Below are 26,197 nucleotides of genomic sequence, written 5' to 3'. Positions count from 1 at the left end.
CCCACAATTGCGGGAGTGCCGTTTTGTCGTGCGAGGTCAGTTCAGGTGTGTGCGATGTTCTGCGGTGAATGCGATGTGCTCGTCCGCGCGTCCGGTGCGGAGCTTCTCGACCCACTCGGGATCGGCGAGCAGCGCGCGCCCGATGGCAACCATGTCGAATTCACCCCTCTCGTACTGAGCTTCGAGACGCTCCAGTCCGGTGACAGCAGATGCAGCTTCGCCGGTGAATGCCGTCGTGAACACGGAATCGAGTCCGACCGAACCGACGGTGATGGTCGGCAACCCGGTCAGCTTCTTCGTCCAACCGGCGAGGCCGAGTGTGCCGTCTTCACCGTCGAGTTCAGCGAATGCCGGTTCCCAATGACGCCTCGTGGACGGATGCAGAACGTCGACGCCGGCGTCGACCAGGGGAGTGAGGATGCGGCCGAGTTCTGCCGGGCTCTGGGCGATACGAGCGTCGTAATGGCCGGACTTCCACTGCGAGAATCGGTAGACGATCGCGAACTCGTCCCCGACGGCCTCTCGGATTGCGGCGACGACCTCGGCCGGGAAACGGGTGCGGGCCTCGAGTGATCCGCCGTAGCCGTCGGTTCGGACATTGGTTCCCGCCCAGAGAAATTCGTCGAGCAGGTAGCCATGTGCTCCGTGCAACTCGAGACCGTCGAACCCGGTGCTCTTCGCGTTGAGTGCGGCGTCGACCCACGACTGCTTCAAGTCGTCGAGGTCAGAGGTGGTGAATTCTCGTCCCAGGCGGGTGCCGTCCAGTGCCAGGCCGGAGGGGCTGACGGTTTCGACCTCGGGGTTCAGGCGTGAGTTCTCGCCGCGTTCGACTCCGAGGTGCCACAGCTGAGGAATGATCGATCCGCCTTCGGCGTGGACGGCGTCGACGACCGACTTCCAGCCACCCAGGCTCGAATCGCCGTAGATGCGCGGTACGCGGGTGTGCGGGCCGGCTGCCGGGTCCGGGATGTACGTGCCTTCGGTGATGATCAAGCCGACACCCCCTGCTGCGCGACGACGGTAGTACTCGGCTACGTCGGCGCCGGGGATTCCGTCCGGCGAGAAGGCGCGCGTCATCGGGGCCATGGCGAAACGGTTACGCAACGAGAGTGATTTGACCTCGAAAGGCTCGAAGAGGCCGCGCAACGCGGAGGCCTCGGGTGCTGTCGATGTGTCGGGAAGAGTCACGGGTTTGTTCAACGCGGCGGACCCTCGACCTATTCCGCCGCCTGACTTTATCTCACCGAAATCTGCAAAAGGTTGCGTACGTTCGGTTTTCGATAGTTGCTCACGTCGGCCACACTTAGTTTGTGCATTAACTATTAACATGCGATATGGTCGTGCGGAAAGTTCTTGAGGCGGTATCGAGCACGAAAGAGGACGCGCGAGCATGACGACAACGGTGCCGGACGAGCGGACCGGAGAGTTGGAGCCGATTCCGGAGCGGCCGTACCCGAAGCGCCGTGATCCCAAGGGGTCGTGGATGTTCGACATGATCAAGACCACCGATCACAAGAAGATCGGGATCATGTACATGATCACGGCTTTCGTGTTCTTCCTGATCGGTGGCCTGATGGCCCTGTTCATGCGTGCGGAACTGGCTGTCCCCGGGATGCAGTTCCTCTCGAACGAGCAGTTCAACCAGTTGTTCACCATGCACGGCACGATCATGTTGCTGCTGTACGCGACGCCCGTCGTTTTCGGCTTCGCGAACTACATACTTCCGCTGCAGATCGGTGCCCCGGACGTGGCGTTCCCGCGTCTGAACGCATTCGGATTCTGGCTCTTCACTTTTGGTGGTCTCATCGTTCTCGGCGGATTCCTCACGCCGGGCGGCGCTGCCGACTTCGGTTGGACCGCGTACACCCCGTTGTCGGGCGCGGTGCACAGTCCCGGCGTCGGCGCCGACCTGTGGGTCTTCGGTCTGACGGTCGGTGGCCTCGGCACCATTCTCGGTGCGGTCAACATGATCACCACCGTGATCTGCCTGCGCGCACCAGGTATGACGATGTTTCGGATGTCCATCTTCACGTGGAACATCTTCATCACCAGCATTCTGATCTTGATGGCGTTCCCGCTCTTGACCGCTGCGTTCATGGGTCTGTTCGTCGACCGTCATCTCGGTGGGCACATCTTTGACCCGGCGTCGGGTGGAGTTCTGTTGTGGCAGCACCTGTTCTGGTTCTTCGGTCACCCCGAGGTGTACATCATCGCGCTGCCGTTCTTCGGCATCGTCTCGGAGATCTTCCCGGTCTTCAGCCGTAAGCCGATCTTCGGGTACACCGGATTGGTCTATGCGACACTGGCGATTTCAGCTCTGTCGATCGCGGTGTGGGCTCACCACATGTACGCGACGGGTGCTGTTCTCCTGCCGTACTTCTCGTTCATGACGTTCCTGATCGCCGTGCCGACAGGTGTGAAGATCTTCAACTGGATCGGCACGATGTGGAAGGGGCAGTTGACCTTCGAGTCGCCGATGCTGTTCTCGGTCGGCTTCCTGATCACTTTCCTCTTCGGTGGTCTGTCGGGTGTCATTCTCGCGAGCCCGCCGATCGACTTCCATGTCACCGACACGTATTTTGTCGTCGCCCACTTCCACTACGTGGTCTTCGGTACGGTCGTGTTCGCCACGTACGCCGGTATCTACTTCTGGTTCCCGAAGATGACCGGTCGCATGATGGACGAGCGTCTCGGCAAGTGGCACTTCTGGACCACGTTCGTCGGTTTTCACGGCACGTTCCTCGTTCAGCACTGGCTCGGCGGCGAGGGGATGCCGCGTCGCTATGCCGACTACCTGCCCTCGGACGGGTTCACGGTGCTGAACTCGGTGTCCACGATCTTTGCCTTCGTGCTCGGTGCCTCGACGCTTCCGTTCATCTGGAACGTTTTCAAGAGCTACCGCTACGGCGAAGTTGTCACCGTCGACGATCCGTGGGGTTACGGAAACTCGCTGGAGTGGGCAACCACCTGCCCGCCGCCGCGTCACAACTTCACCGAGTTGCCGCGCATCCGCAGTGAGCGTCCGGCGTTCGAGCTGCACTACCCGCACATGGTGGAGCGAATGAGGGCGGAAGCGCACGTGGGTCTCACCGGGCAACCCACGTCGACGTTGGAGAAAAGTGACGATCGTCGCCAAATTGATTAGTGCAATAATAGTTGCTGCACTAATCAATCTGATAATATCGGATTCATGACGACGAAGGCTCCGCAGACGCAGATGGATGATCCGCTGGCTCTCGACCGGCAGGTGTGCTTTGCACTTGCGGTCGCGAACCGGGCGGTGCTGTCCGTCTACCGGCCACTGCTCGAGCCGATGGGCCTCACGCATCCCCAGTACCTGGTGATGCTGGCACTGTGGGGAAAGTCGCCGATGGCGGTCAAGGAAATCGGGCAGGCACTGCAACTCGATTCGCCGACGCTGTCGCCGCTCCTCAAGCGACTCGAGGCGTCCGGGCTGATCACGCGAACCCGTAGCCGCGCCGACGAACGGCAACTGGACGTGGACCTCACCGAAGCCGGTGTGGCACTGCGCGCGGAGGCGGAGAAGATCCCGCCGGCGGTTGTCGCGAAGCTCGGCGTCAGCCTCGCCGAACTCGAAGAACTCCACAATGTTCTGACGCGGGTCAACGAGGCCGCGCTCCGCGCCGGAGCCTTGGACCAATGAGAGAAATGTGATGACTGCATCCGAAAGAAACGTGATGACTGCGTCAGTACCGTCGATGCGTACCGAACAGGTGACTTCCGTGACTTCCAAAAAGCAACGTACGAGCCCGAATCCTCTTCAGTGGTTGGGTTATTCAGTGGGGCGCAAACTGCCCGATTCGATGCAGGACTGGGTACGAAACGACCTGATCGGTGACTGGGCCGTGCCGCGTCACCTGATCCGAAGCATGGTGCCGTTCATTCCAGTGTTCGCGGCCTTCATGCTCTTCCCCGGACCGTGGGCCCTGCGGGCATCGATGGTGCTGCTCGGAGTGCTTCTGGCACTGTTCTATTCGGTCTCCTACATGGCTCAGAACAGGTCGCGCCGCCTCGAGCGTCACGGTTTGCCTTCCGACCTCGAGAACCCGAAGAAGATCTCGCGCCACGACGCCGAGAAGGCCGCCTACGAGAAGTTGCACGGCGGCCCCGCGACGTAGACACCTCGGTCACAAGCCGTGGAGGGCGCTGCCGCCGTTCAACTCGCAGACGCGTTGCTCCACGGTCGCCGAGAAGCCCCCTTCCGGCTCGGTCGAACGGAGAGCCGATTCGACATCTTGCTCGACCAGATATCCGTTGATCGCGATTGCCGCGGTCGAACCTGCCGCCGCAGCATTGATTACCTGGGTGCGAGGGTCGACGACGTTGCCGGCGCCCCAGATACCAGGAACACCGGTGGCGCCGGAACGATCGACAGCCACGAATCCCGTGGGGCTGGTTTTGCAGCCGAGTCGCGTCAGATGTGCGTCGTTCGGAACGAAACGCGGCGCAACGAACAGTGCTGAGCGCGCAACAAGTTGGCCGTTGTCGAGTTCGACGGCTTTCAGTTTGCTTTTCTCGCAGACCAATCCAGATACCGATCCGTCGGCAACCGTCACTCCTCGGGCAGCCAGTCGCGCGCGTTCGTCGGGGGTGAGCGAGATCTTGTCGGGGAAGAACGTCACATCCGACGACCACTGTCCGAGTAGAAACGCCTGGTGAAGTGACATCTCGCGAGCGTCGCCGCCGAGAACGCCGATCGGTTGGTCGCTGATCTCGTACGCATGGCAGTACGGGCAATGGAGCACGCTTTGTCCCCAAAGCTCCTGGATGCCTGGTATTTCCGGGAGTGAATCCCGTAGACCGGTGGCAACCAGCACAGTACGAGTTTCGAGCGTCGTGCCTCCTGAAAGTTCGACGACAAAGCCGGGTTCGATACCGCGCCAGGAGATGTCGACTACGTCATCTTGTGTCAATTCCACTCCGTACGTCTGCAATTCGCTGCGTCCGACGGCGAGCAACTCACGTGGCGCCATGCCGTCGCGCGAGAGGAAGCCGTGCATGTGTGCTGCCGGTGCGTTGCGCGGTTTGCCGGAATCGATGAGGGCGACCGAGCGCCGAGCACGACCCAACACCAGGGCTGCGCTGAGTCCGGCGGCGCCACCGCCGACGATCACGGCGTCGAGGATCTCTGTTTCAGTGTGTGTTCGCATGAGCACAGATTGCTCGCGGAGGGGGTTCTTCAGCAACTAATGTTGCCATTTCTGGGAATCGTCGTCAGACTCGGCACCATGAATGTCAACGGTCCGCACATCGATGCCGCCATCTCGCAGATCGGCGCGCGCCTCAAACGCATTCGTACACAGAGGAACGTCACGCTCACAGCGCTGTCCGAGTCCACCGGTATTTCGAAGAGCACCCTGTCGAGGCTCGAAGCGGGGGAGCGTCGCCCGAGCTTGGAGTTGCTGCTTCCGATCGCGCTTGCCCACCAAGTGCCGTTGGACCAACTGGTGGCGGCACCGCAGGTCGCCGATCCACGCATCCAGAGTGCGCCTCGAAGCGTCAGTGGGCGAACGGTATTGCCGCTGACTCGGCAACCGGGTGGGTTGCAGGCATTCAAGATGACCATCCCGGCAAGCCAGACGGAACCGGATCCCCAAGTGCACGACGGCTACGAATGGCTGTACGTGTTGTCGGGGAGGTTGCGGTTGGTGTTGGCCGATCACGACATCGTGATGGGTACGGGTGAAGCTGCTGAATTCGACACCCGAAACCCGCATTGGTTCGGCAGTGACGGGCGCGGCCCGGTCGAGGTACTGAGTCTGTTCGGCCCCCAAGGAGAACGCATCCACGTTCGGGCCAGGCCTTCGGCGAAGTGACGGACAGTCATACTTTCATTCGATGCTGCCGGAAGCGAAGAGGACAGTGAGGGTCTGTGCGAATCGAAATTGACGACCTGAGTCGGGATGCGGTCCGTGCTCTACTCACCGAACATCTCGCCGACATGCACGCGACCTCGCCCGCGGACAGCGTTCACGCGCTGGACGTCACGGGGCTGATGGATAGCTCTGTGACCATGTGGACGCTGTGGAGCGAAGGTGACGAGTTACTCGGTTGCGTCGCACTCAAGGAACGGTCGTCGGCCGGCGGCGAGATCAAGTCGATGCGAACGTCATCGGCAGCAAGGGGGCGTGGCGTGGGAACGCGACTTCTTCAACACGTCGTGGACGAGTCGAGACAACGAGGTTACCGGCAACTCGAAGTGGAGACCGGTACGCAAGAGTTCTTCGATCCAGCTCGCCGGTTGTACGCGAAATTCGGGTTTGTGCCTTGTCCACCGTTCGGGAACTACCGCGAAGACCCGAACAGCGCATTCTTCGTTCTCACCTTGTGAGCAGCTCGCACGCTACAGCATCTTGGCTGTGATGCGTCGTACTGCACTGTCGGAGTCCATGATTGCGGTGTCGAGCACCAGCCGTTCCGTAGTCCACGGCTCGTAGTCTCGATCCAGAATTTCCTGCCACGTCGGTAGTACGAGATCCGGGATGTCGACGACTCGCCGTTCAGCGCGTCTGCGATGCTCGTCGGGATCCGAACAGATGACCTCGACACCGAGCAGGCGCGCCGAATTATGTTGTGCGGTAGCGGACCAGGCGCTTCGTGTCGCCTCGACGGGGTTGACGCATTCGATCACGACCGAAAGTCCCAGTCGCAATTGTTCGGCGGCGAGCGCGTACCCGGTGATGTATCCGGCGGTCCCGGACGCGTCAGCTATACCGCTGCGGATCAGCGCCTGTTCGATGGTATCGATCCGCACGAAGGGGATTTGGTGACGCTGCGCAAGCGCCCGCGCGATCGTCGACTTGCCGGTGGCCGGCAAACCACCGATCACGACGAGCGTTGCGCGGGTCGATGGCTGGGGGTTGTGTCCGGCATCCACCATCCCCGAAATGTACGGGGCGTTGTCGATTTACGTGAACTCGCCCCGTACTCTGCTCAGTTCGAGATCGCGAACTCTCGTGCTTCGAACGCCAGATCGTCGGCGGCGGATTCCATTCGTGCCGTCGCGCGGTTGGGTGCTGTCAGCACTGCGACAATCGGAACTGCCAACGCCAGCAGGCCGAGAACGAAGACAGGGAAGAGGAATGAGAACACTTCGAGTCCCTGTGGCGCCGGGGCTGCCGCGTCGTGAACAACCTCGACAGCGGCCATTCCGGTGTAGTGCATACCGACGACGGCGATGCCCATGATGATTCCGGCGACAAAACGCAGAATCGTGGACTCGAGCACCATGGTGAACCACAGTGCAGCGGTTCCGGCGACGACTGCGATGAGAACCGACAGTGCAACGAAGAGCAGGTCGTAGTGGATCTCGCCCTGAAAGCGCAACGCGCGCATACCCGTGTAATGCATGATGTTCACGGCGAGACCGGTTACCACGCCCCCGATCAGAAGCCGCGTCCAGCGAAATTCGGTCCCGATGATCAGCAGGCCGACAAACACGGCCCCTACTGAGATGATCGCGGAGATCACGGTCCATCCGAGGTTGTATCGAATGGGACTGCCGGGGACTGCGAAGCCGAGCATGGCGATGAAATGCATGAGCCAGATCGCGACGCCACCGATCGACAAGGCAGCCATGGCGAGCCATCGCATGCGTGTGGCGGTTGTCGTCGCCGACGCTGAATGCCTGGTGCACGCCAGGCCGACTACCGACCCGACCACGGACACGACGTAGGCGAGTCCGAGCAGCCAGATTCCCATCGAGAAATGGTGCATTTCATCCGACATGCCAGTTCCTTTCGGCGACGATTCGCATCTGGTGATTCATCTAGACGACTGCTTCAGCTGCAAGTCGTTCGAGGGAGTATTCGGTGACGGCGATCAGCGCGCGTTTGGCTGATTCGCGGTTTCGGGCGTCGATCTCGATCATGGGAACCCGGTTGGGTAGAGCCAACGCCTGGCGGAGATCGCTCGCCGAATGGATTGGCGCGCCGTCGAAACGGTTGACCGCCACGATGAACGGGAGGCCTCGCGCCTCGAAGAAGTCGACTGCGGCGAAGCTGTCTTCCAGGCGACGCGTGTCGACCAGAATGACCGCACCGATCGCACCGGTGATCAGGTCGTCCCACATGAACCAGAAGCGTCGCTGTCCCGGGGTTCCGAACAGATAGAGGACCAGGTCGTCGGCGAGAGTGATGCGCCCGAAGTCCATCGCGACCGTCGTGGTGCTCTTGTCGGGAGTGGATCCGAGATTGTCGATACCGTCGCTGGCGTCGGTGACCATGGCCTCCGTGCGAAGGGGGACGATTTCGGAGACGGTCCCCACAAGTGTTGTCTTGCCAACACCGAAACCCCCGGCGATCACGATTTTTGTCGATTTCACGCGAGACGATGAGTCAGAGTGCCCGAAGTCCACTGAGGGTCCTTTCGATCAGTTCGCGTCGCTCGACTCGAGATGCGTCGCTTCGCAGAGTGGCATGTATTTCCAGTGATCCGGCTACTACGAGGTCGGCGACCAGTACCCGCACGACTCCGATCGGAACACCCAGGTGGGCAGCGATCTCGGCAACCGAGATCCGCTGCTCGCAGAGTGCGACGATCGATGCACGAATATCCTGCGGTGCAAGATTGTTCGAGACCGCGTCTTCGATCGTCGCGATGATCGCTTCGAGTGGGAGGTCGATGGACGGCAGGGTCCGACCTTCGGTGAGCGCGTACGGCCGGACCAAGCTCGGTTCGGCGTCGTCGTACTCGGATTGATGGTGAGGCATCGAACTCAAATACCCTGCGATGTTCTCGGGGCAATGTCCATGGTGGTGCCGACGCGATCGACGAGAGTCGCCATTTCGTAACCGATCTGGCCGATGTCGCATCCGGCGACAGCGAGAGCGGCAAGGTAAGCGCCACTACCGACGCCCATGAGAAGCAGGTAGCCGTTCTCCATCTCGACGACGGACTGCATGACGGCTCCACCGTCGAAGAGGCGTGACGCCCCCGCGGACAGGCTGGCGAGTCCGGAAGTGACAGCGGCTAATTGATCGGCCCGATCGAGCGGAAGATGTGTGCTCGAGGCCGTCAACAACCCGTCGGCTGAGACGATGATCGCGTGACTCACACCCGGCACGTCTCGGGCAAAAGCCGATACCAGCCAGTCGAGTGCGCGGGGAGTCTCTTGGGCTCCGACAGTGTTCACTGTTCTCCTTCATCGTTGTGCAACATCGTGGACGATTCGAAAGACTGTCCGCCATCGGGCTCATGGTCGGCGGCGCGCCGACGCCCTCGTTGTACGCCGGATTGGTAACTGCTCCAACCACGTTGGACGTCCGCCGGATTGGATGCATGGCGCTGTGTCGTTCCGCCTCTCCCGACGGCACCGGGAACCAGGCGGGCTCCGCGGTCTCGAATGGGAAGTCCGGAATCGGCGATCTTGGTGACCGGCATCTCGAACGAGGTCCGAGCGGCCAGCCAGCCTTGATCCGCGTCGGTGGTCCAAGCACTGCCGGTGGAAGCAGCTGAAGTCTCCGCCGTCGGGTCCACGAGCCACTCGGACACCATCCGGGCGAAAATCGGCATCGTGGTCGGGGCAGCGAGTACGCCGTTCGAGTTGCCCTCTCCCGCGCCGTCAGCGCGCGCCGATGCGCGAGCAGAGAGCCCGTCACGGGTGCGCGAGGAGAAGAACGCCGCAGTATTTGTCGGCGTCGGGGCTGAGAGCCGGTGCCGTGGCGGCGGGGTTGTCGACGGGTGTGGACCCACCGGGATCTCGGGACCCTGTGCCGGCGAGGTGAATTCCGGCGAAGGGGTACGCACGGGAAGGGACGTCGATGCGCTTGTGCCTTCGGGATCGGGCAGAGGAGCGAAGGACGACACGGAGGTGGCGGGTGCAGCAGTGGTCGGAGTCGAGGTACTGACCGCCGGTACTCCACTTGTGCCCGGAGTGCGACGTGGCAACCCCGAAGGCGCTGTTGTCGTGGGAATGGATTGCGGTGTGATCGGGGCGAACGTCTCAGTCCGGTCGGTGCTGTTGCTGGGCGTTCGACGCGGGAGATCTGCGAAACTTCTGGTCGCAGGCTGCGAGGGTGCCAATTCGGTCGGGACGGGCTTTGACCAGGACGGTTCAGACGGTGCGGGCGGCGGAGTCCGATCGAGCGTGGGCACGGGTCCGGTTCGCGGCGTGCGGATCTCGGGTCCCCGAGAAGAATCGAGTATCGACGTCGGTAGGAGCACCGTTGCGGTGATGCCGCTGTGCGTCGACGACGTTGCCGTCGGGCGCAGGCGCACAGAGATGTTGTAGCGACGACTGATTCGGCTCACGACGAACAAACCCATGCGACGCGCTGTATCCGCGCTCATCTCGCCGCCGGCGGCGAGGCGCTCGTTGGCATCGAGGATATCGGCAGGCGACATGCCGATACCGAGATCTGCGATCTCGACGATCATGGAGCCGTCGATGGTGCGGGCAGCGTTGATGGAGACGGTGGTCTCCGGCGGGGAGTACCGCAGAGAATTGTCGAGCAGTTCAGCGATGAGGTGAACGACGTCCGGGGCAGCATGACCGGTGACGACTCCGGGCGGTATCTGCCCGAGTTCGACGCGTCGATATTCCTCGACGCCTGATACCGCCGCACGAAGGATATCGCCGAGAGCGACGGGGGCGGTTCTGGCGCGGCGTACATCGGTTCCGGCGAGAACCAACAAGTTGTCGCCGTTTCTACGCATTCTCGCGGCGATGTGGTCGAGCCGGAACAGATTCTCGAGGCGACGAGGGTCGTCTTCGTCCTGCTCCAACTGTTCGATCAAACCGAGTTGCTGGTCGACGAGGGACTTGTTACGCCTCGACAGCGTTTCGAACATGTCGTTGACCTGGCGCCGCAGGGTGGCCTGCTCGCCGGCCAGCGTGATGGCCTGACCGTGCATGTCGTCCACCGCGCGTGCAAGCTCGCCGATTTCCTCGTGGGTGCGGATCGGTACACGGGCGAAGTCGACGTCGTCGATACTGGCACCTGCGCGAATTCGTTCGATCGCGTCGGGGAGTCCGCGTCGTGCTGCTTGCAATGCGGCAAATCGCAGCCGACGGATCGGATCGATGAGCGATCGGCTGATGACGAGGGCGATGGCCAGTGCCAGCAGGACCGCGCCGAGCACGATTGCAGTGTCACGAAGTGCTGCGGTTCGTGCTGCATTGGATTCAGCGGTGACGGTATCGCCGAACTCGGTGACGGTGGTGTCGGTCAGGCTTTTGTACTGGTCGTTTCCGGATTTCAGATCGGTACCGACGCGGCTCCCCAGAGGAGAGGTCGACGGGGTTGATCCGAGTGCGTTGATCCGGTTCTGAGCGGAGTTGCTGAGGGTCCGGACGGTGTCGTTGCTCCCGTCGATGGCGAGAATGTTGTTCAGAGCGACCAGTTCGGCACCGGCGGCACTGACCATCGAGGTACGAGCCTGCTGGTCCGGATCACCTGAGCCGAAGAGGATTCGTTGTTCGGCCAGTGCTCGTCGCGCATCCCAGAGTGCTGAGAGTCGGCCACCCTCTTCGCGCAGCGCCGGACGCTGAGAATGCTCGACGACGCTGGTGAAGGTGCTCGAGAGTGCGCGAGAGACTTCGCCGACCCGCGAAACCAAGCGTGCGGGAGCCACCGCGCCGGCGGCGACCTCCTCCGTGATGGAACGGCTCTCTGCGAGCGCCGAAGTCACTTGGTCGTTGAGATCGTCGTCGGACTGGAACGCGCGCGCGGCGTCGACCAGTTGATCCATTGCGTCCGAAACCGCTTGTGTGGCGGGGCCGGTGTCAGCGCGTGCCGATGCGGCTTCGGCGAGCTCGTACAGCGCGGATTCGAGATTGATCGCGGCGGGCACAGCGAGGGCGCGCTCGGACGAGGAACTCAGCTGTGCGGCTTCTTCGAGTTCCGTCTGAACGCGAAGGGCTCCGAGGACGACGGCGACGATCATCGGCAATGCGAGAACGGCGATGACCTTCCATCCCAGGCGCCATTCGCCGATCGACCACCAAGAGGTTGTCGTGTGTGAATCGTGTTTCATGCGGAACATGGCCCCTTCACGTCAACCCCCCGTGGGTCATTGCCCGAACCCCTTCGATCCGGTTTGACCAGAAGGGGTAGTTAGCTGAACGGTAACAGACTGTTCGCTGGCTCGCTACATCCCAGTTGGCTTCTTGGATCGCCGATGACTATATCCGGATTGTAAGGCCAGGTGAAAGGGTAAACGGACAAGTGCGGCGAATGGGATAGCCGGAAAGTCCAATTTGGTAGCTCGGCGAGCGGTGCTGCCCGGGAATTCGTGGAACTCACGGCAAGCATCTGGCTCGTGTCCCGACATCGAGGACACGTCCGAACGAGGCGCACACGCATGTCAGAATGTGGAAACCGCACCGATGACCGAATTGAACTTGGAGCCATAGTGAGTGGAACTGCTCGCGACGCGTTGCGCGCGATCGCCGAACTGCTCGCCCCTGACAGCGCTGTTGTCATCGATCGTGTGACTCTCGCGATCGACCAACCGGAACGGTATGTCGAAGTGCAGAACGAGTTGTACTCACAGACGCTCGAGAAGCCACACCCGGAAATGGCGTGGTTTGCTCTCGTCGACGCATTGCACGAACAAGAACGCCTGGTCTGGGTGGATTGGAACGAGGGCGCTGCCGAGGTTCTGGGTCAGCTGCGAGTGCTCACGTCGGCGCCGGCAGGATCGTGGGAGTGGGCGGACAGTCTTGCCATGGGCTTCGATCGAGCTGCCGGACTCGAATCGCTTCTCGCCCGTATCGTCGACAACATCACCGATACGGGCGTTTCACTTGCCTGGCTCGACAGCGACAGCGATACGTTTCTCCTCGCGCTCGTCCCGAGTGTTCACGGTGCAACGCTCGTCGAACTCGCGCTGGCAACCGGGCACTGCGTGCGCGTGTTCTAGAGTCTCAGCGTTTGCCGAGCAGGCGGCGCAATCCTTCGATTCGATCGCTCAGTCTGGGTGGCGTGCGCTCGGGATCCATCAGTGCATTTTCAGCGAGCACGTGGTCTTCGCCGTCGACTGTGTTCCGGTCGAATTCGCGCAGACTGCGAGCGTCGGAGGTCGCGAGAGCGCGAACCGTCGACAACAGTGACTGCTCGCCCAACGCGTCGTCGACTTCTTCCTCGGTGACGTCGAGGTGCTCGCTGAGTAGGCGGCGCCTCAATCCGATGATCGAGGCGCGCAACTCGACATCTGCGTCGTCGTCGGATTCGACGGCGATGTCGCACTCGGTGTCGAAGCCCATCGAACGGTTGTTGAGATTCGACGACCCGATTCGCAGGAGGCGATCGTCCATCACGAGAACCTTGGCGTGGACGTAAATAGGTGCGCCAGAAGAGGTCACGGGATAAAACGCCCCGAACCGGTCGTGGATATCGGCGGACCACAGCAGATGCAACAGGTCGTGGCGCGCCCCGTCCATCGCCTTTTGTTCCAGCCAACCGTCGGCGTTGCGCGGAATGACCAGAACGATCTCCGGTCCGTCGTCCTCACGCAGGCGCGCGGCAATCGCCTCGGCCAGAGTGCGTGAGGCGAGGTACTGGCTTTCGATGTACAGCGTGTGCTCGGCCCCGGCGATGGCCGCGAGATACAGCGCCTCGATCTCACGCACCTCCGTGCGTTCGCCGAGCTCCGGCAATGTTCTGGCGACGGCTACGTCGACCACCCGCAAGGTGGGAGCCAAATTGACGGGCCACGGAGTCGCAGTGCTCTTGACCGGTGTCAGATCCTCGCCGGTTGCGGATTTCCAGCGTGCCCGCGCCAATTCGCCGATGGCCGCAGCCGCATTGCCGTCGACCGCCGTGGTTGCGTCATGCCAAGGGCCGTAACGCCTTCCGCTCGGCGTGATTCGATAATTGTTTCGGTCGACGTGATCCGAGGTGTCCCAGCGGTCCACAGTCATGTCGATGCCGCCGCAGAACGCCAGAGCGTCGTCGATGACGATGATTTTCTGATGGTGCGCCGCACCAACCGGGTGGGCGCCGTCGATCTCGAACCGTAGGCGCTCGTCGGTCAGCCAGTTGGACACGAAGACGGGAGTCATGCCGCGGCCGATTGCGGTGAACGCGCCGATGTTCCATTTGAGTACGAGGATTTCGAGGTCGGGTATCTCGCGGACGAGCCAGCGGAGGAACATTCCCAACCGGTTGGGGCCGTCGAGAGTCTGCTCGCCTGGTTCGAGTTTGATGCGCGTGTCGAAGTCCCAGCCGATCAACATGATTCGCTTTTCAGCTTGCAGCATTGCGGACTTCGCATGATGAAAGTAGTCAGCGGCGTCGACGATGCAGGCAAGATTGTCCGCCGGTTCGATGCGCCAGCAGGTTTCGCCCGGAACAAGGATTCTGTTCATTCGCCGATTCCCAGGTACGCGGTCAGTTCGCGCGCTGCCGCTTGGCCGGCGCGGTTGGCTCCGATCGTCGACGACGACGGTCCGTATCCCACCAGGTGCACGCGAGGGTCGGCTTCGACCTGCGTGGCGAGGCGCCCGGTCATCGGGATTCCGCCACCCGGTCCGCGCAGGTGCAACGGCGCCAGGTGATCGAGTGAGCTACGAAAACCGGTGCACCACAAGATGACATCGGCGTCGGCGACGGTACCGTCGGCCCATTTCACGCCGTTCGGAAGAATTTCGGAGAACATCGGCAGTCGATTCATCACACCACGCTCACGTGCTGCCCGGATGGCAGGCGTTACCGGGAGGCCGGTCACCGAGACAACGGATCCCGGTGGCAGGCCGCGTCGTACACGATCTTCGACCATGGCAACCGCAGCGCGGCCGATGTCCGGCGTGAACGGCTCGTCGCGGAACTCGGGTTCGCGCCGCGTCACCCAGGTAGTGGTCGTGACGCGTGAGATCTCGTCGAGCAGTTGGACGGCCGAGATCCCGCCGCCGACCACGACGACATGTTTGCCTTCGAACTCGGCAGCGGTTCGATAGTCCGTCGTGTGCAGTTGTCGGCCACGGAACGACTCGGCCCCGCGATAGTGGGGGATGAAGGGCCGCTCCCAGGTCCCCGTCGCGTTGATCAAGCCTCGCGCCGCGAATACTCCCTGGTCGGTCTCGATCCGCAGGCGCTCTTCCCTCGGACACACCACTCGCGTGTGTACCGGGCGGTGGACGGGAAGTTCGAATTGCTTTTCGTACAGTTCGAAGTAGTGGGGGACCGCCACCGATGCAAGCACCTGTTCGGCGTCTGTACCGGTGGTTTCCGCGAAGGACATTCCCGGGAGGTCATGGACGCCGTTGACGGTGCTCAGTGTCAGGCTCGGCCAACGGAACTGCCACGCCCCGCCCGGCCCCGACGCATGATCGAGCACCACGAACCCCGATTCGGGTTCGATTCCGAACTTGCGCAGGTAGTACGCGGCGGAGAGTCCGGCCTGTCCGGCGCCGATCACCACCACGTCAACCGGGTGTGGTTGCTGTGCGGCAAGGTCGTCTGTACTCATCGGTAATCTAACCTCCTGATGTACAGAACTTAGCTGCAGAGAAGTATGCGGACGGTATCGGCGCCTCGGAACATCCCTGTGTCGAGCCTTCCAGGAACGAAAGTGAGCGGACATGATCGGGTTCTCCCGTGACGGCAACGTCGTGACCATCGAGTTGCAGCGTCACGAGCGTCGTAATGCGCTCAGCGCGGAACTCTGCATCGCAATACGGGACGCGATGAACGCGGCGGTAGCCGAGCACGCGCACGTCGTCGTCATCACCGGTGAGGGATCGGCGTTCTGTGCAGGCGCGGACCTCTCCGGCGACGTCTATATGGAGGGCTTCACCGATCGCCTGTTCGAGATGCTTCGCTCTATCGACACGGCGCCCATCCCCGTCATCGCTGCCGTCAACGGTCCGGCTATAGGCGCGGGCACGCAACTGGCCATCGCGTCGGATCTTCGCGTCGTAGCGCCGAGCGCTCGCTTCGGAATCCCGGCCGCCACCCTCGGTGTCTCGGTGGACAAGTGGACGATGCGTCGGCTCGCGTCGCTGGTCGGCGGCGGTCCCGCGCGCACCATTTTGCTCGGCATCGAACAGATCGGCGCCGAAGAAGCCTTCACTCGCGGCCTCGCCAACAAAATTGGAACCCTCGACGACGCTCAGGAATGGGCACACCGCATTGCAAATCTCGCACCGCTGTCGTTGCGGCACATGAAGATGGTTCTCAACGACGACGGCACCATGGAGGAGCAGTCTCCCGAGCAGCTCGACGCGCTTCACGCCGCCTGGCTCAGCGAGGACGTCCAGGAAGCCCGCGCTGCCCGCATCGAGAACCGCCCTCCCGTATTCAAGGGTAAGTAAAGCTGGTTGCAGGGAAAACAGGCGCCGGGCACGCAGGGCAGATAGTGGCTACGCTCGTCTGAATGAAGAAGACGACGGTTCTCGGAGTTGCTGCGGTTGCCGCGGCGACGGGGTGGGTGGCGCGAGCCGCATGGGGCATCCCGACGCAGATCGGGGCCTCGCGAAACACGGTGCAACCGTATGCGGCGATGTCCCCGCGATACCGGGACCGCCAGTTCCACAACTCGGAGCCCAGCAGCACACTGGTTCCGGGCACCGATGTCGGAATGTTCAAGTCGATGGCCACGCGAGGGTCGACGGGTCGGCCGCGTCAGCCGATTCCGTTGGCCACTCCGCTGGCACCGGCGGCAGCCGGCGACGCGGCGGTGACGTGGTACGGCCATTCGAGCGTTCTCGTCGAGGTCGACGGCTACCGCGTTCTCGCCGATCCGGTGTGGAGTGAACGCGTATCACCCTCGGCCACAGTAGGTCCCGCACGCATGCACCCCACTCCGGTGGCTTTGACCGAACTGCCTGCAGTGGATGCGATAGTCATCTCTCACGATCACTACGACCATCTCGACATGGCTACGGTCAAGACCCTGACTCGTACACAGACCGCTCCGTTCGTCGTGCCGATCGGTATCGGTGCGCACCTGCGGCACTGGAAGGTGCCCGAGAACCGGATCGTGGAACTGGACTGGGACGAGTCGACCAAGATCGGCGACCTGGTCCTCACGTGCACGGAGGCTCGTCACTTCTCCGGTCGTGGCCTTGTCCGGAACACGACCCAGTGGGCGTCGTGGGTATTCGCCGGGCCGAAGCACCGGGTCTTCTTCGGAGGTGACAGCGGATACACATCACGTTTCGAACAGCTGGGTGAAACCTATGGGCCTTTCGATCTGACGCTTCTCCCCGTCGGTGCGTACGACGTGCGCTGGCCGGACATCCACATGAATCCGGAAGAGGCAGTGCAGACGCACATCGACCTCAACAAGGGCGACGGGTCGCGCGGTGTCTTCGTCCCGATTCACTGGGCGACGTTCAACCTCGCGTTTCACTCGTGGTCGGAGCCGATCATTCGCCTCGACGAGTCGGCTGCAGATGCGGGCACAACAGTGTCGGTCCCGATGCCGGGCGGCAGGATCGACGCGTTGTCACCGACACCGCCGTCGAAGTGGTGGATACCGCTGGGCTGAGCGGCGAAGTGTCGCGGACGTGGTTGCCTGTCGAGTCGCACCCTGATTAGTTGCTCCGGGTGCGTAATCTTTGACCATGGCTCACGAGCACACCAGTTCAGAAGAGACAGCAGTGGCGGTAGCGCCTGAGCGATTGCCGGACGACGTCGACGTCGCCCGCGGTCTGACCGCCGATCAGGTTGCGGCCCGGATCGCGTCGGGACAAACCAACGATGTACCGGACCGGGCGTCCCGCTCGGTCAAGGACATCATTCGCGGCAACGTCTTCACTCGCATCAACGCGATCCTGACCGTGTTGTTGGTGATCGTGCTCGCGACGGGTTCGATCATCGACGGCATGTTCGGACTGCTGATCATCGCGAACAGCGGTATCGGCATCATCCAGGAGATCCGCGCCAAGCGCACGCTCGACGCTCTGGCCATCGTGAGTCAGGCCAAGCCCATGGTCAGGCGTGACGGCGTCGCCGTGGCGATGGCGCCCAAAGATGTTGTGCTCGACGACATTATCGAACTCGGATCCGGTGACCAGATAGTAGTCGACGGTGAGGTGGTCAGTTCGGCTGCACTCGAGGTCGACGAATCGCTGCTCACCGGTGAGGCCGATCCGGTTCACAAGGCGAGTGGCCAGCAAGTGTTGTCGGGCAGTTTTGTTGCCGCGGGCAGCGGTGCATACCGCGCCACCAAGGTCGGCGGCGATGCATACGCGGCCAAGCTGGCCGAAGAGGCGAGCAAGTTCACCCTCGTGCATTCCGAACTGCGTAGCGGCATCGACAAGATCCTGAAGTTCATCACCTACCTGATGATTCCGGCGGGTGCGCTGATCATCTTCAATCAGCTCTTCACGATCGGCCTGCCGATCCGACCGGCACTCAACGGCATGGTGGCAGCTCTGGTTCCGATGGTTCCCGAAGGCCTTGTGCTCATGACGTCCATTGCATTTGCGGTCGGTGTGATCCGGTTGGGCAAGCGCCAGTGCCTCGTTCAGGAGTTGCCGGCGATCGAGGGTCTGGCTCGTGTCGACGTGGTGTGCGCGGACAAGACCGGAACGCTGACCGAGAACGGTATGCGGCTGTCCGAGGTCGACGTCGCACCGGGTGGATCGGGGGAGACTGCGGTCAAGTCCGCGTTGAGCGCGATGGCCGCGTCCGACCCTCGCCCCAACGCGAGTGTCCTGGCGATTCGCGAGTCTCTCTCCGACGACTCCGGGTGGGGCGAAGCGACAGCGGTGGCGCCGTTCTCCTCGGCGAAGAAGTGGAGCGGCCAGTCGTACGGCAGTCACGGCAACTGGGTACTCGGTGCCCCGGACGTGCTGCTCGATCCCGACTCGGAAATGGCCCGCAAGGCCGAGGAAGTGGGTTCGAGCGGACTTCGTGTCCTCATGCTCGGCAGCAGCGACCTCCCCGTCGACGACGCCGACGCCCCTGGCACCGTCACCCCCGAAGCTCTGGTCGTGCTCGAGCAGAAAGTGCGCCCGGACGCCCAGGAGACGTTGGAGTACTTCGCCAGCCAGAAGGTCGCGGTCAAGGTCATTTCCGGCGACAACGCGGTTTCCGTCGGCGCCGTTGCCGGATCCCTCGGACTCGAAGGCGGCGACCGCCCCATCGACGCGCGAGAGCTGCCCAGCGATCAGGAAAAGCTGGCGGACACTCTCGACGGAGCAACGACGTTCGGTCGAGTGCGACCGGATCAGAAGCGGGAAATGGTCGCGGCCTTGCAGTCTCGCGGACATACCGTCGCGATGACCGGTGACGGCGTCAACGACGTGCTCGCACTCAAGGACGCCGACATCGGAGTCTCGATGGGGTCGGGCAGCCCGGCTACCCGAGCCGTGGCCCAGATCGTGCTGCTGGACAACAAGTTCGCGACGCTCCCGTACGTCGTCGCGGAAGGCCGCCGAGTGATCGGCAACATCGAGCGTGTGTCGAATCTGTTCCTGACCAAGACCGTCTACTCGGTGGTGCTTGCGTTCCTGATCGGCATCACCGGCGTCCTGTCCCAGGTCTTCGACTTCGAACCGCTGCCGTACCCGTTCCTGCCCCGCCACGTCACGATCGCAGCGTGGTTCACGATCGGTATCCCGGCCTTCATCTTGTCTCTGGCACCCAACAACGAGCGCGCGCGAACCGGTTTCGTCTCGCGCGTGATGCGTCTGGCGTTGCCGTCGGGCCTGATCATCGGCATCACCACGTTCATCTCCTACGTATTGGCTTACCAAGGCCCGGACCAGACGGAAACCCAGAAGATCCAGGCCGGAACCAGTGCGCTCATCACGTTGATCATGATCGCCGTGTGGGTTCTGGCCGTCGTGGCTCGGCCGTACGTCTGGTGGAAGCTCGTTCTGATCGGCGGATCGGTGGCCGGATACCTCATCCTGTTCGCGCTGCCGTTCACCCGCGAGTTCTTCAAACTGGATCCGAGCAACGTCGCTGCGACGACGCTCGCGATCACCCTCGGCGCGATCGGCGTTGTACTCGTGGAACTCTCGTGGTGGATCAGCGCACGCCTGCACGGGGAGAAACGAAAGATGTTCGCGACACCCGACGACCTGCCCGGCGAGCATCACCATGCCCACAGTGAGTGAGTAGTTTCAGCGCCTGAACATCTGCACCCAGGCAATGCGATCGCCGCCGCGCTTCTTGGCTCGGTACATCGCATTGTCTGCGTGCTCGATCAGTTCGTTTACAGCTCGATCCGGTAAGTCCGTCTCGGGACTCAGATAGACGCTGACGCCGGTACTGGCGGACACAGGATAGGGATCGGAGTCGGACGAGACCGCCGAATGTATCTCGGTGGCGACCTGCTCGATATCTCCTCGATCGACTCCGCGCAGGACGACGAACTCGTCTCCACCGATTCGAGCCACCACCGCATCGGGTCCGGCGGCAGCGAGGAGGCGGTCGGCGACAGCGGTCAACGCGTCGTCGCCCGCGACGTGGCCGTGTGTGTCGTTGAGGTTTTTGAACGAGTCGACGTCGATGAGTAGTGCGATCAGAGCCTGCGTTCGATCACTGCGCAGCAGATGCTGTGCCTCGTCCTGGAGTCCGCGGCGATTGAGTGTCGCGGTGAGGTAGTCCCGGTGGGCGTTGCGTGCGTCGTCGGTCAGGCGCAGCCAGACGATCTGCAGAATCCATGCGGTGGAGAAAACCACACCGGCAACCATCAGATAGAGATTCACGACCACCCAGTCGTCGTTGACCGGCTCGGACATCGCCATGGCAGCGAGCGTCGTGCAGACAGCAAGAGCCCAACCGATGTGGCTGATGGCAACGCGAGGGCTGTGAACTATCGCCGCATAGAAGCCGATCATGATGAACAAGATGCAGCCGATGGTTCCGACGAAAGCGGTGCGCACGGCGAAGAAGAGAGTGACGGCGAGCCACAGGTCGGCCCAGACGACAAAGGCCACGGATTGTCGCCAAGTTGGCCACGATTCATTACGCGCCCAGCGGTAGCCCGCATAGGCGCCACTGATAGTTCCGAGGGCGAAGATCGACCGCGCCAGGGCGGTGTCGGAACCGAAGCGGCTCAACTGCATGGTCGCCGCGATCAGGGCGAAGAGAAAACACCACACCGCGACTAATTTGCGTCCGGGAACGGTCAGCCCGCGAGTGTCGAGGAATCGGGGGAGCCAGGTGTAATCGGTGCGATCCGACCACCACCGGGACAGCAGTTCACGCGTGGGGTAGGGGTCGCTCCCCGTCCCGCGCAGTCCTGCATTCAAACCGGGCACCTGTCGATGTCGATGGGTGGTCAATCAGCTATTGGCGGGTTAACGCTACCTCGAGTTGCGCACGGCTCGAACGCACGGACCTGCTTTCTGGCGCAGAGGCCGTCGACCTGTGAGAATCGAAGGGCGCGGAGGAACGATTCCGCCGAAGGATGTGCGTCAGCACCGGGAGAGGACACGGACATGGGTTTCTTGGACAACGTCAAGGGATTGGTCGAAAAGGGCCAGGAGCTCGCAGCGGAGAACTCCGACAAGGTTCACGACGCTATCGACAAGGTCGCCGACATCGCCGACGACAAGACCGGCAACAAGTACGGCGATCAGATCGACAAGGCAGCTGAGGCCGCCAAGAAGGCTGTTCCCGAAAAGCAGTAATACCGGATTCGGCATACCGTTTTTCGGTAGCACCGTTGCTCAGGGGCCCGTCACCGAAAAGGTTGCGGGCTTCTGTGCGTCCGCTGGGTGAACTCCCAGGGTCGGCGGGCAGAATGAACGCGTGAACTTCACCTGGATTCTGCTGGTCGTCATTGCCGCCATCGCAGTCACCGGGCTGTCCAATCGACGAAACCTGCAGGCTCCGCTGGTTTTGGTGACGGTAGGTTCGGTCGCATCCTTCATACCCGGTATGCCGCGGCCGGAACTCGATCCCCACGTCATTCTCGGTGTGGTCCTGCCGCCGCTTCTCTACTCGGCCGCTCTGAAATTCTCGGTGGCGACCTTCAAACGCAACTTGGCCCCGATCTTGCGCCTCGGCGTCGGAATGGTGTTGGTGACGGCGTTCGTGGTTGCCTTCTTCTCCGAATGGATGGTGCCCGAGTTCACGATCGGCGCCGCCCTGGTGCTCGGGGCCGTGATCGCGCCGACCGACGCCGTCAGCGCGGTGGCGGTCGGTCAGAAGCTCGGGCTCCCGAAACGGGTGATCGCCATCCTGACGGGCGAGGGGCTCGTCAACGACGCCACCGCGCTCACGCTCTTCACCGTCGCCGTCGCAGCAGTGACCGGAACGCGAATTGCCACCGATTCGCCCCTGTTGTTCTTCGCGTACGAAGTGATCGGCGGCGTTGTCGTCGGCTTGGTGCTCGCGTTTGTCGTCAAGTTCGTTCGTGCCCGCATGTACGACTCTCCACTGGAAACCGGCTTGGGGTTGGTGCTTCCGTTCGCTGCCTACCTGGCCGCTGAAGAACTACACGCGTCCGGTGTTCTGGCCGTCGTGGTCGCTGGTCTGGTGATCGGGCACTATTCGACGGACGCGTCGATCATGACCAGGCTGCAGGAGCGCTCGGTGTGGTCGAGCCTGGACACGCTCCTCGAGATGTTCGTCTTCGCGTACATGGGGCTGCAACTGAGCTTCGTGATCGACGATGTTGTCGCCGACGGACTTCCGGTGCTTCACGTGTTCGCGTACGGTCTCGCAGTCCTGGCCGTTGTCATCGTGATTCGGCCGGTGTGGCTGTTCCTGAGCTACTCGCGTGTGCGATTCGGTGTAACCCTGCGCCGTGAGCGCGAGAATCAACTGACGTGGAAACAGAATCTGGTGGTCTCGTGGGCGGGAATGCGCGGCGTCGTCACTCTTGCTGCGGCCGGCGGTATCCCGTTTGCACTCTCGTCCGGCGAGCCGTTCCCCGGACGCGGCGTCATCCAGGCGATCGCATTCATCGTCGCGGTCGGGACATTGCTCATCCAGGGATCTACCTTGCCGTTCATGATCCGTCGCCTCGACGTCGCGGATCCTTACGAGCAGTTGCGCACGCAGGAACAGATGGAGTTGGCCCGCAACATTTCTCGCAAGGCGGGAGAGAAGGCGTTGGCAGACGCGGCCGCGCACCCTCCGCCGGGGATCGACGGGAAGGAACTGCAGGCGATCGTCGAACGCGTACGACGCTCGATGCAGGCGAGGCTTCAACTCCAGGAGGTCGACGAGGACGCCGATCGCGAGGCCGCCTTGTGGAATGCGGGAGCTCTGTTCGACAAGTTCAGGCATCAGTCACTGCGCTCGCAACGAGTTGCGCTGATCGCCGCACGTGACGACGGAGATCTCGACGACGAGGTATTGCGTACCGTATTGGAAGGACTCGACATCGAAGAGGCCGCAGCAGAGGAACGTGTCAGGCGTCGCCGAGCAGGTAGCGGTGCAGGCAAATAGAGGGGAACACTGCGTATGACTGTTCGGAGTTCGCGGGTTCGCGCAGTCTGGGGAGTCGTGGTGGCGAGCGCACTTCTCGTGAGCGTCGGCTGCGGATCGGATGCCTCGCCGGATGTCTCCGTCACCGACACCTCGACCACGACAACCCCGTCGGTCGAGAGCAGTGCGCAACGTGGCGTCGTGTTCGACAGTGAACCCTTCACCAGCACAGCCGAAGTGGCGGCGTCCGGAGCAAGCGCGGTGAAAATCCTGTACGGCTCCACCTCCGGTATCGACGGCCGAGAGACTCAGGTGTCGGGAACGGTGTTCACGCCGCCTGGAACTCCGCCGGAGGGCGGTTGGCCGATCGTCTCCATCGGCCATGGCACGACGGGTATTTCGGACGACTGCGCGCCGTCGGCCTCGCCGACCCTGTTCGGCACGATCGGCCTGGTCGCGCCGTTCCTCGACTCGGGATACGTGGTCGCTGTCTCCGACTTCGAGGGCCTCGGCACTCCGGACCCGCATCCTTACCTGCAACCGGACACCGCGGCGTTCAACGTCATCGACGCGGTTCGAGCGGCGCGCAACGTCGTTCCGGACACCTCGACTCGTTGGGCAACTCTGGGGCTGTCCCAAGGCGGGCAGGCATCCTGGGCGGCAGCCGAGGAAGCCGACACCTACGGCGACGGACTCGAATTCGTCGGTGCAGCAAACCTGTCCCCGGCAGCGGACATCTCGCCGATCATCTCGAGTGATTCCGAGGTGAATCTGTCACTGCCTCAGCAACTGCTGCTGCCCTATGTACTCGAAGGGCTGTCCCTCACCCATCCGGACCTCGAACGAACCGACTACGTGCGCGGCGCATTCGAGCAGAACTACGACCTGCTCACCTCGTGCCTGACCTCTCGGGCGACGGAGAAGTTGGGTCTGGTCGGAAAGGTGACGCCCGCCGACACGCGGCCGGCTACCGCCGAGGATGCGGACCGAATTCACGCGTGGCTCAGCGACGTTGCTCTTCCCCGTCAACGCGCGAGCGGTCCGATGTACGTAGTCGTCGGTACCAATGACAACCTGATCCGTCCGGAATGGACCGAGGCGGCGGTCGAACGCGCCTGCGCCGGCGGTGACGTCATCGAATTCCAGGCGCGACCGGGTGAAGGTCATGCGGACGGCGCCGCTGTGCCGGGAGCTGTCGCGTGGGTGAAGGATCGATTTGCAGGTGTTCCGGCACCGAACACCTGCGGGTCGTGAATCGATGAAGGCCTCGGCACGAATCCGCGCTCTTGCACTGGCATTGCCGGAGGCGACCGAGCGGGTCAGCCACGGTGAAGCGTCGTGGTTCGTGCGCAAGGCGCCGCAGTTCGTCACCATGGCAGATCACCACCACGACGATCGCGTCGCGATCTGGGCCGCGGCCCCACCTGGGGCGCAGGCAGATTGGGTCAGTCGTGATCCGTCGAGGTTCTTCGTCCCTCCGTACGTGGGTGGCCGGGGATGGATCGGCGTGTACCTCGACGTTCCGAGTGCCGACGAGACCGAGGACGAGAAATTCTGGAACGACGTAGCCGACGTCGTCGAAGATGCGTACCGCACGGTGGCTCCGAAAACACTGATACGGAAACTGGACGAGGACTCGCGTTGAGTCCGGCCGTGGTCGCGCTTCTCAGCGTGCTGATTCTCGCAGTGGCCGGGGCGCTGACGGCTGTGTGGATGCGCACCAGACGTGAGGTGACCACCCCCACCGAACGTGCCGTCCATGCCGCTCTCCATACGGCTTCGCTTGCCGCGCGGCCACTTCGGCGTGGACTCGACGAGAATTCGGCCGCCGAGGCGGCGCCTCACCTACGTGAGCTGACCGGCGGCTCCGGTCTGGGCCTGGCAGACGCGTCGGGAAACCTGTTGGCGTGGGACGGCCGTCACGAAGCGTTGTCCGAACAATTCCACGACGCCGCCATTCGTGCGATCGAAGGCGAACGCCGGGTACTCGTCACGCACTCGGACCTGGTGCGCGGACCGAGCGATCACCATGTGCGAGCGCTGATCGCTCAGCCCCTGCTGATCGAGGACATCGGCGTGGTCGGCGTACTGGGAATCGTCACCAGCGAGGACCCGTGGCCGGGAATGCTCGGAGCGGTCACCGAGGTGGCACGATATGCCTGCAGTCAGATCGAACTCGCCGACCTCGACGCGTCCAGAGCCCTGTTGGATCGAGCCGAAGTGCGTGCCCTGCGCGCACAGATCAGTCCTCATTTCATCTACAACGCGCTCAACACGGTCGCATCGTTTGTTCGAACCGATCCGGCGCGGGCCAGAGAACTGATCCTCGAGTTCGCGGACTTCACGCGGTACTCGTTCCGATCTGCGGGTGAGTTCACCCTGCTTGCCGACGAGCTGCGCAACATCGATCGTTACCTGACCCTCGAACGCGCGCGATTCGGGGAGGCTCTGAACGTCCGCCTTCAGATAGCACCCGAAGTGCTCAACGTGGTTCTTCCTTTCCTTGCCCTCCAGCCGCTGGTCGAGAACGCGGTTCGTCACGGCATTTCGAGTAAGCCGGAGGGCGGGACCGTGAGCATCGTGGCCGCGGACGAGGGACCGGACTGCATCATCAGCGTCGAGGACGACGGTGTGGGGATGGACCCCGAACTACTGCGCTCCGGTTCGCTCGACGCCATCGAGTCGGGATCGGGGCGACCCAGCGCACGAGAAGCTGCTCACGTCGGTTTGGCCAACGTCGACGACAGACTTCGTGCCGCGTTCGGCAACGACTACGGACTCGTGGTGGAGACAGCGCCGGGTGCCGGTACGAAGGTCAGCATGCGTGTTCCCAAGTTCAAGCAGGGTATTCACGTCTGATTCTCGCCTTCGATGATCAGGCTGAAACCGTCGTG

At 62.7% G+C, this 26,197-nt stretch carries 25 protein-coding genes; 14 read left to right on the top strand and 11 right to left on the bottom strand.

Going from position 1 to position 26,197, the window contains the following annotated elements; translation table 11 throughout:
• Positions 1-36: 36 nt before the first annotated feature.
• On the bottom strand, positions 37-1,188 hold the full coding sequence (locus tag M0639_RS22190) for an NADH:flavin oxidoreductase (RefSeq protein WP_064073994.1): 1,152 nt from the start codon (positions 1,186-1,188) through the stop codon (positions 37-39).
• A 202-nt stretch (positions 1,189-1,390) separates the two neighbouring features.
• Between M0639_RS22190 and ctaD the strand changes: the two genes are divergently transcribed.
• Genes ctaD through M0639_RS22175 form a run of 3 tightly spaced genes read left to right on the top strand, consistent with a single transcriptional unit; the run spans position 1,391 to position 4,139 of the window.
• Positions 1,391-3,145: an aa3-type cytochrome oxidase subunit I gene (ctaD, locus tag M0639_RS22185; RefSeq protein ID WP_046379038.1), complete on the top strand. Its 1,755-nt coding sequence runs from the start codon at positions 1,391-1,393 to the stop codon at positions 3,143-3,145.
• 45 nt (positions 3,146-3,190) lie between these two features.
• Positions 3,191-3,664, top strand: coding sequence for a MarR family winged helix-turn-helix transcriptional regulator (locus M0639_RS22180; protein WP_003939892.1), 474 nt, complete (start codon positions 3,191-3,193; stop codon positions 3,662-3,664).
• 55 nt (positions 3,665-3,719) lie between these two features.
• A complete protein-coding gene (locus M0639_RS22175) occupies positions 3,720-4,139 on the top strand; it encodes a DUF5313 family protein (protein WP_042451127.1) in 420 nt (139 codons plus the stop codon).
• Positions 4,140-4,148: 9 nt separating this feature from the next.
• Here the strand turns inward: M0639_RS22175 and M0639_RS22170 are convergent, their stop codons facing one another.
• Positions 4,149-5,177: an NAD(P)/FAD-dependent oxidoreductase gene (locus M0639_RS22170; protein WP_064074073.1), complete on the bottom strand. Its 1,029-nt coding sequence runs from the start codon at positions 5,175-5,177 to the stop codon at positions 4,149-4,151.
• Between the two features lie 33 nt (positions 5,178-5,210).
• On the opposite strand from M0639_RS22170, the gene M0639_RS22165 reads away from it, so the two are divergent.
• Positions 5,211-5,837, top strand: a complete 627-nt coding sequence (locus M0639_RS22165; protein ID WP_007727793.1) for a helix-turn-helix domain-containing protein — start codon at positions 5,211-5,213, stop codon at positions 5,835-5,837.
• Between the two features lie 56 nt (positions 5,838-5,893).
• Complete coding sequence (locus M0639_RS22160; RefSeq protein WP_064073995.1) at positions 5,894-6,352, top strand: GNAT family N-acetyltransferase; 459 nt, start codon at positions 5,894-5,896, stop codon at positions 6,350-6,352.
• 12 nt (positions 6,353-6,364) lie between these two features.
• On the opposite strand, the gene M0639_RS22155 is transcribed toward M0639_RS22160, so the two are convergent.
• From M0639_RS22155 to M0639_RS22130, 6 genes are read right to left on the bottom strand one after another with little or no spacing between them, the layout of a single operon-like run.
• The gene (locus tag M0639_RS22155; RefSeq protein WP_064073996.1) at positions 6,365-6,901 is read right to left on the bottom strand and encodes a P-loop nucleotide/nucleoside kinase family protein; all 537 of its coding nucleotides are present in this window, start codon (positions 6,899-6,901) and stop codon (positions 6,365-6,367) included.
• A gap of 53 nt (positions 6,902-6,954) precedes the next feature.
• A complete protein-coding gene (locus M0639_RS22150; protein WP_003939865.1) occupies positions 6,955-7,749 on the bottom strand; it encodes an MHYT domain-containing protein in 795 nt (264 codons plus the stop codon).
• Positions 7,750-7,789: 40 nt separating this feature from the next.
• On the bottom strand, positions 7,790-8,377 hold the full coding sequence (locus M0639_RS22145) for a GTP-binding protein (protein ID WP_003940118.1): 588 nt from the start codon (positions 8,375-8,377) through the stop codon (positions 7,790-7,792).
• Positions 8,358-8,732, bottom strand: coding sequence for a DUF742 domain-containing protein (locus M0639_RS22140; protein ID WP_007727785.1), 375 nt, complete (start codon positions 8,730-8,732; stop codon positions 8,358-8,360). The genes M0639_RS22145 and M0639_RS22140 overlap by 20 nt, the downstream gene beginning before the upstream one ends.
• Before the next feature lie 5 nt (positions 8,733-8,737).
• Entirely contained in the window at positions 8,738-9,154 is a 417-nt protein-coding gene (locus M0639_RS22135) for a roadblock/LC7 domain-containing protein (RefSeq protein WP_003940329.1), read from the bottom strand.
• Positions 9,151-11,997 carry a HAMP domain-containing sensor histidine kinase gene (locus M0639_RS22130; RefSeq protein WP_231915112.1) on the bottom strand — a complete coding sequence of 949 codons (2,847 nt, stop codon included), beginning with the start codon at positions 11,995-11,997 and terminating at the stop codon, positions 9,151-9,153. The genes M0639_RS22135 and M0639_RS22130 overlap by 4 nt, the downstream gene beginning before the upstream one ends.
• Positions 11,998-12,375: 378 nt before the next feature.
• Here M0639_RS22130 and M0639_RS22125 point away from each other — a divergent pair, with 378 nt between their 5' ends.
• Positions 12,376-12,885 (top strand): DUF6630 family protein, encoded by a 510-nt coding sequence (locus M0639_RS22125; protein WP_042451123.1) that lies wholly within the window; start codon positions 12,376-12,378, stop codon positions 12,883-12,885.
• Between the two features lie 4 nt (positions 12,886-12,889).
• Here M0639_RS22125 and M0639_RS22120 read toward each other — a convergent pair whose 3' ends face one another.
• Positions 12,890-14,332, bottom strand: a complete 1,443-nt coding sequence (locus tag M0639_RS22120; RefSeq protein WP_064073998.1) for a phospholipase D-like domain-containing protein — start codon at positions 14,330-14,332, stop codon at positions 12,890-12,892.
• Positions 14,329-15,432 (bottom strand): NAD(P)-binding domain-containing protein, encoded by a 1,104-nt coding sequence (locus M0639_RS22115; RefSeq protein WP_064073999.1) that lies wholly within the window; start codon positions 15,430-15,432, stop codon positions 14,329-14,331. Before M0639_RS22115 ends, M0639_RS22120 begins: the two co-directional genes overlap by 4 nt.
• Positions 15,433-15,544: 112 nt before the next feature.
• Here M0639_RS22115 and M0639_RS22110 point away from each other — a divergent pair, with 112 nt between their 5' ends.
• The 3 genes from M0639_RS22110 to M0639_RS22100 all read left to right on the top strand — a co-directional run bounded on the left by M0639_RS22110 (position 15,545) and on the right by M0639_RS22100 (position 20,035).
• On the top strand, positions 15,545-16,276 hold the full coding sequence (locus M0639_RS22110) for an enoyl-CoA hydratase (protein ID WP_003940192.1): 732 nt from the start codon (positions 15,545-15,547) through the stop codon (positions 16,274-16,276).
• Positions 16,277-16,338: 62 nt separating this feature from the next.
• The gene (locus M0639_RS22105; protein ID WP_030534946.1) at positions 16,339-17,454 is read left to right on the top strand and encodes an MBL fold metallo-hydrolase; all 1,116 of its coding nucleotides are present in this window, start codon (positions 16,339-16,341) and stop codon (positions 17,452-17,454) included.
• A gap of 76 nt (positions 17,455-17,530) precedes the next feature.
• Entirely contained in the window at positions 17,531-20,035 is a 2,505-nt protein-coding gene (locus tag M0639_RS22100) for a cation-translocating P-type ATPase (RefSeq protein WP_003940410.1), read from the top strand.
• Positions 20,036-20,041: 6 nt separating this feature from the next.
• On the opposite strand, the gene M0639_RS22095 is transcribed toward M0639_RS22100, so the two are convergent.
• The gene (locus M0639_RS22095) at positions 20,042-21,184 is read right to left on the bottom strand and encodes a GGDEF domain-containing protein (protein WP_064074000.1); all 1,143 of its coding nucleotides are present in this window, start codon (positions 21,182-21,184) and stop codon (positions 20,042-20,044) included.
• A gap of 180 nt (positions 21,185-21,364) precedes the next feature.
• Here M0639_RS22095 and M0639_RS22090 point away from each other — a divergent pair, with 180 nt between their 5' ends.
• From M0639_RS22090 to M0639_RS22070, 5 genes are all read left to right on the top strand, one after another.
• Positions 21,365-21,556, top strand: a complete 192-nt coding sequence (locus M0639_RS22090) for an antitoxin (RefSeq protein WP_003940164.1) — start codon at positions 21,365-21,367, stop codon at positions 21,554-21,556.
• A gap of 121 nt (positions 21,557-21,677) precedes the next feature.
• The gene (locus M0639_RS22085; RefSeq protein WP_064074001.1) at positions 21,678-23,324 is read left to right on the top strand and encodes a Na+/H+ antiporter; all 1,647 of its coding nucleotides are present in this window, start codon (positions 21,678-21,680) and stop codon (positions 23,322-23,324) included.
• 15 nt (positions 23,325-23,339) lie between these two features.
• On the top strand, positions 23,340-24,557 hold the full coding sequence (locus tag M0639_RS22080; RefSeq protein WP_064074002.1) for a lipase family protein: 1,218 nt from the start codon (positions 23,340-23,342) through the stop codon (positions 24,555-24,557).
• Between the two features lie 4 nt (positions 24,558-24,561).
• Positions 24,562-24,948, top strand: coding sequence for an MmcQ/YjbR family DNA-binding protein (locus M0639_RS22075; RefSeq protein WP_064074074.1), 387 nt, complete (start codon positions 24,562-24,564; stop codon positions 24,946-24,948).
• The gene (locus M0639_RS22070) at positions 24,945-26,162 is read left to right on the top strand and encodes a sensor histidine kinase (protein WP_030534943.1); all 1,218 of its coding nucleotides are present in this window, start codon (positions 24,945-24,947) and stop codon (positions 26,160-26,162) included. Before M0639_RS22075 ends, M0639_RS22070 begins: the two co-directional genes overlap by 4 nt.
• Positions 26,163-26,197: the final 35 nt, after the last annotated feature.

This window comes from Rhodococcus qingshengii JCM 15477, from assembly GCF_023221595.1.
Taxonomy (GTDB): Bacteria; Actinomycetota; Actinomycetes; order Mycobacteriales; family Mycobacteriaceae; genus Rhodococcus_F; species Rhodococcus_F qingshengii.
Note: the sequence above shows the minus strand (reverse complement) of the source record. Positions and strands in the feature narration are given on the sequence as shown.

Coding starts and splice junctions, on each gene's coding strand:
- ctaD (WP_046379038.1), top strand. CDS start 1,391: ATGACGACAACGGTGCCGGACGAGCGGACCGGAGAGTTGGAGCCGATT.
- M0639_RS22180 (WP_003939892.1), top strand. CDS start 3,191: ATGACGACGAAGGCTCCGCAGACGCAGATGGATGATCCGCTGGCTCTC.
- M0639_RS22175 (WP_042451127.1), top strand. CDS start 3,720: ATGCGTACCGAACAGGTGACTTCCGTGACTTCCAAAAAGCAACGTACG.
- M0639_RS22165 (WP_007727793.1), top strand. CDS start 5,211: ATGTTGCCATTTCTGGGAATCGTCGTCAGACTCGGCACCATGAATGTC.
- M0639_RS22155 (WP_064073996.1), bottom strand. CDS start 6,901: ATGGTGGATGCCGGACACAACCCCCAGCCATCGACCCGCGCAACGCTC.
- M0639_RS22150 (WP_003939865.1), bottom strand. CDS start 7,749: ATGTCGGATGAAATGCACCATTTCTCGATGGGAATCTGGCTGCTCGGA.
- M0639_RS22140 (WP_007727785.1), bottom strand. CDS start 8,732: ATGCCTCACCATCAATCCGAGTACGACGACGCCGAACCGAGCTTGGTC.
- M0639_RS22130 (WP_231915112.1), bottom strand. CDS start 11,997: ATGAAACACGATTCACACACGACAACCTCTTGGTGGTCGATCGGCGAA.
- M0639_RS22120 (WP_064073998.1), bottom strand. CDS start 14,332: ATGAACAGAATCCTTGTTCCGGGCGAAACCTGCTGGCGCATCGAACCG.
- M0639_RS22115 (WP_064073999.1), bottom strand. CDS start 15,432: ATGAGTACAGACGACCTTGCCGCACAGCAACCACACCCGGTTGACGTG.
- M0639_RS22110 (WP_003940192.1), top strand. CDS start 15,545: ATGATCGGGTTCTCCCGTGACGGCAACGTCGTGACCATCGAGTTGCAG.
- M0639_RS22105 (WP_030534946.1), top strand. CDS start 16,339: ATGAAGAAGACGACGGTTCTCGGAGTTGCTGCGGTTGCCGCGGCGACG.
- M0639_RS22100 (WP_003940410.1), top strand. CDS start 17,531: ATGGCTCACGAGCACACCAGTTCAGAAGAGACAGCAGTGGCGGTAGCG.
- M0639_RS22090 (WP_003940164.1), top strand. CDS start 21,365: ATGGGTTTCTTGGACAACGTCAAGGGATTGGTCGAAAAGGGCCAGGAG.
- M0639_RS22080 (WP_064074002.1), top strand. CDS start 23,340: ATGACTGTTCGGAGTTCGCGGGTTCGCGCAGTCTGGGGAGTCGTGGTG.
- M0639_RS22075 (WP_064074074.1), top strand. CDS start 24,562: ATGAAGGCCTCGGCACGAATCCGCGCTCTTGCACTGGCATTGCCGGAG.